The organism is Chloroflexus sp., assembly GCF_034435895.1.
Lineage (GTDB): Bacteria > Chloroflexota > Chloroflexia > Chloroflexales > Chloroflexaceae > Chloroflexus.
On record NZ_DAOTWH010000052.1, the window covers coordinates 1 to 8,285 of the forward strand.

Here is an 8,285-nt window from a genome sequence, read left to right on the forward strand (position 1 = left end):
TGCGGCGGTGGTGGTTCATAGCTACCATTCTCTCCATCAGCCGGCGCGGCTCGCCACTGCTTCACGGCAACGCCAGCTACAGCAAACAGAGCCGGCAACAACGATAGCCACGCCACCACCCGAAACAACGCGCCGTGGGGCGTATCGGGATTCAGCAAGGCGATGATCGCCGCCGCTACCGCCAGCATCAACCCGCCACCCCACAACCGGCGCCACCACCCCGCATCGCGCCAAAAGAGCACCAGACCGGTGACGATAATCAACAGCGTGATCAGGGCCATAATCGGCCCCACGCCGGCCAGCGGCCACGTCGCCAAACTAAACCCGCCCAAAAAGAAGACCAGACAGCCAAACGCGCGTTCTGGCCCGCGGAAGAGCACTCGCAATAACCGGCCAATTCCGCGCATAGCGACCCCACAAACAACTGCTTTCTTTCAGTATACCATTCTATTTGGGGCTGGGATAAGGGTACACCATCGCCCGCTGGCCGGTTGTCATTGCGAGGGAGGGGCGGCACCCAGCGACGCGGGATGCCGCCCGACCGAAGCAATCTCCCACACAAGCGGAACGAACCGGCTCAGGGAACCCGGCCCTGAAGGGCCGGGCTATCCTTACGAAGCCCGCTACGCGGGCTAGTTGAAGGTGTACCGCAGGGGACGCCGAGGACGCGGAGGATGATCCCCATACCAACAACCTTCGCGCCCTCTGCGTTCTTTGCGTCTTTGCGTTTGATCTCTCCGTGCTCTTTGCGGAGCCGGACAGCCGTCCGGCTCTACAGCGCCTTTGCTCGCTCTGCGCCTTGGTGTTGCGCCCCTCCTAGCCTCCCCCTGCTGGGGGGAGGAGTAAAATCCCCCTCCCCCGCTGGGGGAGGGGCACGAGGTGGGGGCAAGGTGTCTACCGCAGGGGGCGCGGAGGGAATAGCCACAAAGAGACGCAAAAGGCACAAAAAGAAGCCAGTTTTGTTGCGCGTTTTCTCCCCCGGCGGGGGAATGCGTTTGTTACCGCAGCGGGCGCGAAGGATGAACACCATCCCAAATACCTTGGCGTCCTCCGCGTTCTTTGCGTCTTTGCGTTTTCAACCCTTTGCGCCTTTGCCCTCGCTGCGCCTACACCTCAGTGATGGCTTGCCGCGATTTCGCCTGTTCGCGCAGGATAAACTTCTGAATCTTGCCGGTCGAGGTCTTGGGCAACGGCCCAAAGGTAAACTTCTTCGGAATCTTGTAACCCGCCAAATACTTCCGGCAATGCTGCTGCAACTCCTCTTCGGTCACACTCACCCCATCGCGCAACTCGATAAACGCATGCGGCACTTCCCCCCACTTCGGATCGGGAGCCGCCACCACCGCCGCCAGCATCACCGCCGGATGCTTATACAGCGCATCTTCCACCTCGATCGACGAAATATTCTCGCCGCCCGAAATGATAATATCCTTCGCCCGATCGGTAATCTTGATATAGCCATCGGGATGAACCACCGCTAAATCGCCGGAATGGAACCACCCATCGCGGAAGGCCGTCTCGGTGGCTGCCGGGTTCTTGAGATAGCCCTTCATCACAATATTGCCGCGGAACATGACCTCACCCATGGTCTGGCCATCCCATGGCACTGGCTGCATCGTCGCCGGATCAAACACCCCAATCGCCTCTTCGGCGTGGTACGTGACCCCCTGCCGGCCATTCAACCGCGCCTGCTCTTCAATCGGCAACGTCGCCCAATCGGGTTGCTTAGCGCACACCGCCGCCGGGCCATAGGTCTCGGTCAGGCCATAGACGTGGGTAATCTCAAAGCCAATCTCAGCCATCGCCTGCAACACCGCCACTGGCGGCGGGGCCGCCGCAATCAACCCGCTCACCTTATGCGTCCCCTGCCCGGCCCGCCAATGAGGTGGCGCATTGTTGGCGATCAGCGAATGGACAATCGGCGCGCCACAGTAGTGCGTCACTCGATACCGTTCAATCGCCTGCCAAATCAGCCCCGCGTCCACCTTCCGCAAACAGATATTCGTCCCCGCATTCGCCGCCATCGTCCACGGAAAGCACCAGCCATTGCAATGGAACATCGGCAGCGTCCACAGGTACACCGCGTGGTGCGGCATTCCCCACGACACAATATTCGAGAACGCATTGAGATAAGCTCCGCGGTGGTGATAAACTACGCCCTTGGGATTGGCCGTGGTGCCCGACGTATAATTGAGCGAAATCGCCTCCCACTCATCAGCGGGATAGATCAGCTCAAACTGCGGATCGCCGCTCGCCAGAAAAGCCTCATAATCGAGCGCACCCAGCCGGTCGCCGGGGCCGGTATACTCGGGGTCATCCACATCAATCACCAACAACGAACGGCCCAACCGGTCAAGCGCGTCTTTCACCACGGGGGCAAACTCGCGGTCGGTGATCAACGCCTTGGCTTCGCCGTGATCAAGGATAAACGCGATAGTCGCCGCATCGAGCCGGACATTAATCGTATTGAGCACCGCGCCGGCGCCGGGCACGCCAAAATGGCACTCGTACATCTCCGGCGTATTGCTCAACACCGCCGCCACCGTATCGCCGTGACCAACCCCGGCGGCGCGCAACGCCGACGCCAACCGCCGCGCGCGCTCGTAGACCTGCGCCCACGTGTAGCGACGCTCGCCGTGGATCACCGCCGGCAACTGCGGATGCACCAGCGCCGCCCGCTTCAGCAACGACAACGGCGTCAGCGGCACATAATTCGCAGCGTTTTTCTCTAACCCGATGTCGTAGATGCCAGCCATAACGTCCTCCTACGCTTGCGCTGTGGCATGCCCTACACCGCCCATGCAACAGCTCACAGCGAATCACACCTTCGCGGTTTCATTTTCAGATCCAAACGATATGTATAGTATCTCCCATAACCCGCCCCCACGCAAGTAAGGGGGGACAGCACATCTGCCGGCACCCGGCCCTGAAGGGCCGGGCTAGAGTTACGCAGCCCGCTGCGCGGGCTGCGCCCTCCCCCCCAGCCCCTCTCCCACTGGCGCGGGAGAGGGGAGCGCAAAACTGGGTGTTGAGGCATTGCACAGCGATCAATGCGTGTGACCAACCAAATGTGCTGTCCGCCCTTCAACCCACGCAAGGAAGAGCAGATCGGCGCTCTGATCCACGGCCATGCCACATTAACGAATCTCTATCGCAAGACCGATTGACAACGCGATCAAACCGTCTATACTTACCTATACAGACTATGGGGATGCTCTGGTTTCGACAGGGAGTGAACGCCGTAGACTGCAGGTCGTGCCGCCCAGTCACGTAAAAGGGGCAAGGCAACAACTGCCAACAACAACGCTCGGGTTCAGCCTCGGCTGGCCCTCGCTGCCTAAGAGATTTGGCAGCGCGCTCCCCGCAGCTCCCCCGATGGCTGCGGCTTGAGCGTCGTGAGTCGGGTGCTCCGGGAGCGCTCGCCTAAGCGCGACCGGCTAAGACAATAGGCTGGCCCACCGGTCGCTCTGCCACTCGCGCGACCACGGGCGAGATCAAGCGAGGGGCTAAACCTGTAGATGTCTGCGGTCTAGCTTTCTGGACGGGGGTTCGACTCCCCCCATCTCCACCAAACAGGGGTTGTGAGGCGGCAATCCTTTCCCCCACCCCGTGCCCCTCCCCCGCTGGGGGAGGGGTTTTCATTCCTCCCCCAGCGGGGGGTAGGCTAAGAGGGGGCATGAGAAACCCTCACCCCCATCCCCTCTCCCGCTAGCGGGAGAGGGGCGCGACGGCGTTCCGCTCCATAATGCCGTTCCCGCCGTCAGGAGGGAGAGGGGGTTGGGGAGTGAGGGTGTCAACGCAAAGGCGCAGAGGAGGCCAAAGCGCAGAGGGTTTAACGCAAAGCCGCAAAGGACGCGAAGGCCGCAAAGAGTTGGGAATGGGGAGCAGGGAGATAGGGAGTATCGTTTTGCCTATTCCCCACTCCCTAGCCCCCTCACCCCCGCCCTACCTCTACTGGAGGAAAGAAAGCGAAACAACACTTGTTTCTTTTTCTTGTGTCTTTTTGTGGCTATTATTCCGCCGCGCCCTCGGCGGTAAAAAAACTACTCTCTCGCCGTCAGAGGGAAAGGGGGCAAAGCAGATCAGCGATCAGGGATAAGCGTTCGGATTCTCAGCCGGCAGGCCTTCAGCGCGCGCAGCGGCAATCAGGTCTTCATCGGCAGCGATGAATGTCAGCGCCGGCAGTCCAGCGGCAATCAGCGGTTGATTAGCGAGCAGCGCCGCCGCGAGTTGCACCGCATCGTAGCCGCGCAGCCGGTGACGCTGGGTTAGCAGCATCGCTCGATCAACCACAGCCACACTGACTGGCGCTACGCGATATTCGTCTGTACTATGCCGCACCAACAACTTGAATAATCGATCGCGTTCCGCGAGGGAAATACCATTCTTCGCCCGTTGGCGAGCTGCAAAGGCAGCAGCTACTTCCACGCGGGTGATTTCGGCGATGATCACCGTATGTCCGCTGGAAGGATCGAGTAAGCCTGTGATCCATGCACTGCCAGTCTCATGCAAATAACGCTTCACCAAAGCGCTTGAGTTACAGAAGAGAACGCTCATTCCTTTGGTCCGCGCATTTCCAAGATAACTTCACTAAGGGGTTTCCCGCCAGCGCGATCCAGAATGGCGCGCGCCTCTTCGAGCGTAAGCGTTGACTCTGCCGCTAATTGACGCATTTCAGCGCTAGGTTCAACGAGCAACCCGGCGGCGCGGAGAAGAGCGGTCACCTGTTCGCGCTCGCTGAGCGGCGCCGCCGGCAACTGCGCGCTTAACAACTCGGTGGCGACTGTCTCAACCGGCTGCCCCCGGCGCAGCGCCTCGACGTGCAAACGACGGTAAATCTCATCCGGCAGGTGAAGGGTAACTGTAGCCATAACTGCTCCTTCCTTACCATTGATTGTACCATGCTGTTGCGTTGGCAGACGCTTTACGGCTGCTCTATCTACGGAGGGGTTGTCCTTGCTCCCCCTCTCCCGCCGTCAGGTGGGAGAGAAGGTTGGGGGGTGAGGATCAAAAACCCAATTTCCCCCAATCCATGTGACCGTACATGTCACAACCGTCTGCTATCCTGTTCGTAGCGGCATCGCACGACGGCATATCGTAATTTTGGAACTAGGCGGCAACCCTACGGTCAGGTATGCTGACGACAACAGCGTTGCGCTTCCTGTGACCACAAGCATCTCGTAGAGGAGCTTGTATGGCCACCCAACCACCCGGCTCTCCCCCTATCCCTCCCCATCGTCTCGCAACGCACCGGCCCGGACGTGTCCTCTTGCGAACGCCGGAACTGGTTGCCTTGCTGGCCAGTATGGTGTGGATTGACCTCACCGATTGGTCACCGCTCGCATTGACACTGGGCGCAATGAGCGGCCTTTGGTTTCTGGCGCGCTACCTGCTGCTGTAGCACGCCCGGCAGCACTTTCAGCACGGACGCTATCACGATGCCACTGCATGGGCCTGCGCCGCACGCCGTATGAACCCCTATGCCGCCGATGCGTATTGGCTGTTGGGTATCAGCGCGTTACAACGCAATCGCCCCGCACTAGCTGTTAAGTATCTCCAGCAGGCTTGCCGGCTTGATCCGGATAACCCTAAGCTCTACGCTGCGCTCGCCGCTGCACACATTTTAGCCGAAGAACCGGACGCAGCCATCCGCTCTGCCCTGCAACCAAACATGTTTGAGGCCACTATGGTGATGAGTGATTGCGCTACCGGCGATCAGCAGATCGAGCACTATTTGCGAGCTGCGCTCCCCTATGCCCGCCGCCCATCCGATCGCGCCGTCATCTACTGCGCGTTAGCTGATCACTTACTTAAGACTGGACGACGCACCGAAGCGGTCTCCTACCTTGCCCAAGCGATTCGGTTGGCCCCGGCGTGCCCGCCTGCCACGCGCGGCTCCTTGCATTATCAGCTTGGAGTGCTACTCTGGCATTGCGGCGAAACCGGCATGGCCTACGAACAATTCCGCGCTAGCCTGAAAGTTGACCCGCACAGCCCCTATGCTGCCAAAGCATGGCACGCAGCGGCGCTTGGCCTTGCCAATCAGTCAGAGACGCAGGCTGGCGAGCAACTCTCAGCAACCAGCAAAGTGATTGAGTTAGTACCGGAACAGGAGAAGATTTCACACTCGGCGTAGCACGGACGATAGGTTCAGTCAACTGATAATGGTAAGGCAGCAGGGCGTATTGCTGTACCGGCAATTACGCCCTCATTCGCTGAATCACCGTCGAGCGATTGCACCCGTCCGCAGACCCTGATCCGCAACGTCAATCACGCCCTCATACCTCGAATCGCAGGGGGCAAGCGCACCCGTCCGCAGGTGCTGGCTGATCCGTCCCATCCATCACGCCCTCATACGCCGAAACGCAGTGGGGCGATCGAACCCGTCCGCAGGCGCTGCCCGTACCATCAGTCACGCCCTCATTCGCCGAATCATAGAGCCAACGAGGAGCGAATTGCATTCACTTCCACGTTGGCTCCCCACTAACTATTCGTTTATTCGTTCCCTCATTCGTTCATTCGTTGCACGTAATCGAGTGGGTTTTGGTTCACCCACTGCCCATCGCGCCAAACCCACACCTGATAATCGAGGTGCGGCCCGCTTGACATGCCGGTCGAGCCAATGTAGCCGATCAGATCACCGGGATTCACCCACTGGCCATCGCTGACCGCAAAGCCGGCAAGGTGCGCATAGCCAGTTCGGTACTGATCATTTGTCACCCAAATGTGATTGCCTCCCGGCCAGCTATCGCGCGTCAACGTCACTCGCCCGGCATGAGTCGCATACACCGGCTGGTTCCACGTCCCTGCGGGATCAGCCTTGCCGTCGCCATCACCATCAAGGGCGAGATCTATTGCCCCCCATACGCTCGCCGGCGCGTGCGTCCCCACACCATACCCTTGCGTGATCACCGTATTAGCTGCCCGCAACGGATTGCCGCTCGGCACGAGCGCCGCATCAAGGCCACGCCCTTGCGGCTGAGCCACACCGACCAGCGCATTGGCCGGCGCCGCCGCATTGGCAACCAACGCCTCGCCAGCGCCCAGCGGGCCGCGCCAGCCGCTCAGCACGCGCCGGTCGCTGTTGGCCATGCCGAGTAAGACAAAGGCGGCCAGCGCAATGATACTGATGATGGCAATAGTTGAGGGTCGCCGCATAGAACTTCTGGGTGGATGATTGTTGGATTATGGAGTGCGGCAGTGGTACTGCCGCATCAAACCGTTACAGCACCACTAGCGCACTACACCGCCGCTGCCGCATAACATCACGGCACTTGCCCGGCGCGCCACCGATCAACCAGGCTTGTCACCACGTTAGTATAGCCTTGCACATCATTCTCAAACGCCGGCGCGTAAATCGGGATCACCTCAGCCACCGTCTGTAACCCGCGCCCGCGGATGTATTCCACGTCGATCAAGCGATACCAATCGGCAATGCCGGTCTCCCAATTAGGATAGTCGCGGAACCGGCCATAGCAGGTTGGGTAGCCGGCGCAGATAATGTTGCCGACATTGTGGGTTGTGCTGCCATCAGGTTTGCGCCCGGCCCAATTGGGGTTGGCACCGGCGCTGCTCTCGTGGATGAAGAACGCGACGGCGTAAGCCGGATCGATGTTATATTCAACGCCGAGCCGGTGCCAGATTTCGCCAGTGCCAGCCGCCGGTGAGCCGTAGCTGCGCAGGATTTGGTCGATCTGCGCCGGTGAGAGACTCGGCGCAACGCGCAACCGGTGATCACCCGGCGACGGAACGGCAGCCAGTGCCAAAGCGGTTGTATCACGGCTGCCGGCGCCAGCGTTAGCGTATTGAAAACTCAAGATCGGCGATGCGGGCGATGCTATCCACGCAAGGGCGATCACTACCACGCTGATCACCCCGATCACGGCCATGAACAGCGGGTGGCTGAACCAACCGGCAATTGGCGGCGGCTCGAAGCGCCGCGCCGGTAACGGCAATTCCGCCTCATACGCAAACACCTCGGCCGGCAACGGTTCAGCGGCCATGACAGGAGTAGATCGAGCGTATCGTGCAGGCCGCTCAGCTACAGCCACCTCCGCTGTGATGCGGGTGGGGGATGGTGCGGATTGGGCTGGCGTTAATGGCGCACGTGCCTCAAGAGGCTGCGCTGCCCTGTACCCACCAACCCCGCCTCTCATCGGCGCGCGAGGAGCGCTGGCCGTGTCCGCTGGAGACGCACGTCCGCCCAGCGTGGATGCTGGCTGGGTACTGCTAGTTGGCGCGCTTGCCCCAACCGCTCGCCCGGCCCTGCCACGCGCCGGTGCGCG

General features: G+C 60.7%; 7 protein-coding genes, 1 other RNA gene and 2 pseudogenes. 4 read left to right on the forward strand and 6 right to left on the reverse strand.

The window, feature by feature from the left end; genetic code table 11:
• Positions 1-407: pseudogene (locus U9R81_RS03045) on the reverse strand (hypothetical protein); the annotation flags it as partial.
• A gap of 699 nt (positions 408-1,106) precedes the next feature.
• On the reverse strand, positions 1,107-2,756 hold the full coding sequence (locus U9R81_RS03050; RefSeq protein ID WP_322494058.1) for an acyl-CoA synthetase: 1,650 nt from the start codon (positions 2,754-2,756) through the stop codon (positions 1,107-1,109).
• Positions 2,757-3,207: 451 nt separating this feature from the next.
• Here U9R81_RS03050 and ssrA point away from each other — a divergent pair.
• Positions 3,208-3,571, forward strand: a transfer-messenger RNA (tmRNA) gene (gene ssrA / locus U9R81_RS03055).
• 518 nt (positions 3,572-4,089) lie between these two features.
• Here ssrA and U9R81_RS03060 read toward each other — a convergent pair.
• Together U9R81_RS03060 and U9R81_RS03065 are read right to left on the reverse strand one after the other, a co-directional pair.
• Positions 4,090-4,524, reverse strand: a complete 435-nt coding sequence (locus tag U9R81_RS03060) for a type II toxin-antitoxin system VapC family toxin (protein WP_416180930.1) — start codon at positions 4,522-4,524, stop codon at positions 4,090-4,092.
• Between the two features lie 29 nt (positions 4,525-4,553).
• Positions 4,554-4,871 carry a hypothetical protein gene (locus U9R81_RS03065; RefSeq protein WP_322494060.1) on the reverse strand — a complete coding sequence of 106 codons (318 nt, stop codon included), beginning with the start codon at positions 4,869-4,871 and terminating at the stop codon, positions 4,554-4,556.
• Between the two features lie 323 nt (positions 4,872-5,194).
• Here U9R81_RS03065 and U9R81_RS03070 point away from each other — a divergent pair, with 323 nt between their 5' ends.
• From U9R81_RS03070 to U9R81_RS03080, 3 genes and pseudogenes are all read left to right on the forward strand, one after another.
• Positions 5,195-5,401: a hypothetical protein gene (locus tag U9R81_RS03070; RefSeq protein ID WP_322494061.1), complete on the forward strand. Its 207-nt coding sequence runs from the start codon at positions 5,195-5,197 to the stop codon at positions 5,399-5,401.
• Between the two features lie 15 nt (positions 5,402-5,416).
• A pseudogene (locus U9R81_RS03075) lies at positions 5,417-5,602 on the forward strand (tetratricopeptide repeat protein); the annotation flags it as partial.
• 90 nt (positions 5,603-5,692) lie between these two features.
• Complete coding sequence (locus U9R81_RS03080; RefSeq protein ID WP_322494064.1) at positions 5,693-6,136, forward strand: hypothetical protein; 444 nt, start codon at positions 5,693-5,695, stop codon at positions 6,134-6,136.
• A gap of 371 nt (positions 6,137-6,507) precedes the next feature.
• On the opposite strand, the gene U9R81_RS03085 is transcribed toward U9R81_RS03080, so the two are convergent.
• Both U9R81_RS03085 and U9R81_RS03090 read right to left on the reverse strand, forming a co-directional pair.
• On the reverse strand, positions 6,508-7,158 hold the full coding sequence (locus U9R81_RS03085; protein ID WP_322494062.1) for a M23 family metallopeptidase: 651 nt from the start codon (positions 7,156-7,158) through the stop codon (positions 6,508-6,510).
• Between the two features lie 107 nt (positions 7,159-7,265).
• Positions 7,266-8,003 carry a glucosaminidase domain-containing protein gene (locus U9R81_RS03090; protein WP_322494063.1) on the reverse strand — a complete coding sequence of 246 codons (738 nt, stop codon included), beginning with the start codon at positions 8,001-8,003 and terminating at the stop codon, positions 7,266-7,268.
• Positions 8,004-8,285 lie beyond the last annotated feature (282 nt).

Coding starts and splice junctions, on each gene's coding strand:
- U9R81_RS03080 (WP_322494064.1), top strand. CDS start 5,693: ATGAGTGATTGCGCTACCGGCGATCAGCAGATCGAGCACTATTTGCGA.
- U9R81_RS03090 (WP_322494063.1), bottom strand. CDS start 8,003: ATGGCCGCTGAACCGTTGCCGGCCGAGGTGTTTGCGTATGAGGCGGAA.
- U9R81_RS03085 (WP_322494062.1), bottom strand. CDS start 7,158: ATGCGGCGACCCTCAACTATTGCCATCATCAGTATCATTGCGCTGGCC.
- U9R81_RS03050 (WP_322494058.1), bottom strand. CDS start 2,756: ATGGCTGGCATCTACGACATCGGGTTAGAGAAAAACGCTGCGAATTAT.
- U9R81_RS03065 (WP_322494060.1), bottom strand. CDS start 4,871: ATGGCTACAGTTACCCTTCACCTGCCGGATGAGATTTACCGTCGTTTG.
- U9R81_RS03070 (WP_322494061.1), top strand. CDS start 5,195: ATGGCCACCCAACCACCCGGCTCTCCCCCTATCCCTCCCCATCGTCTC.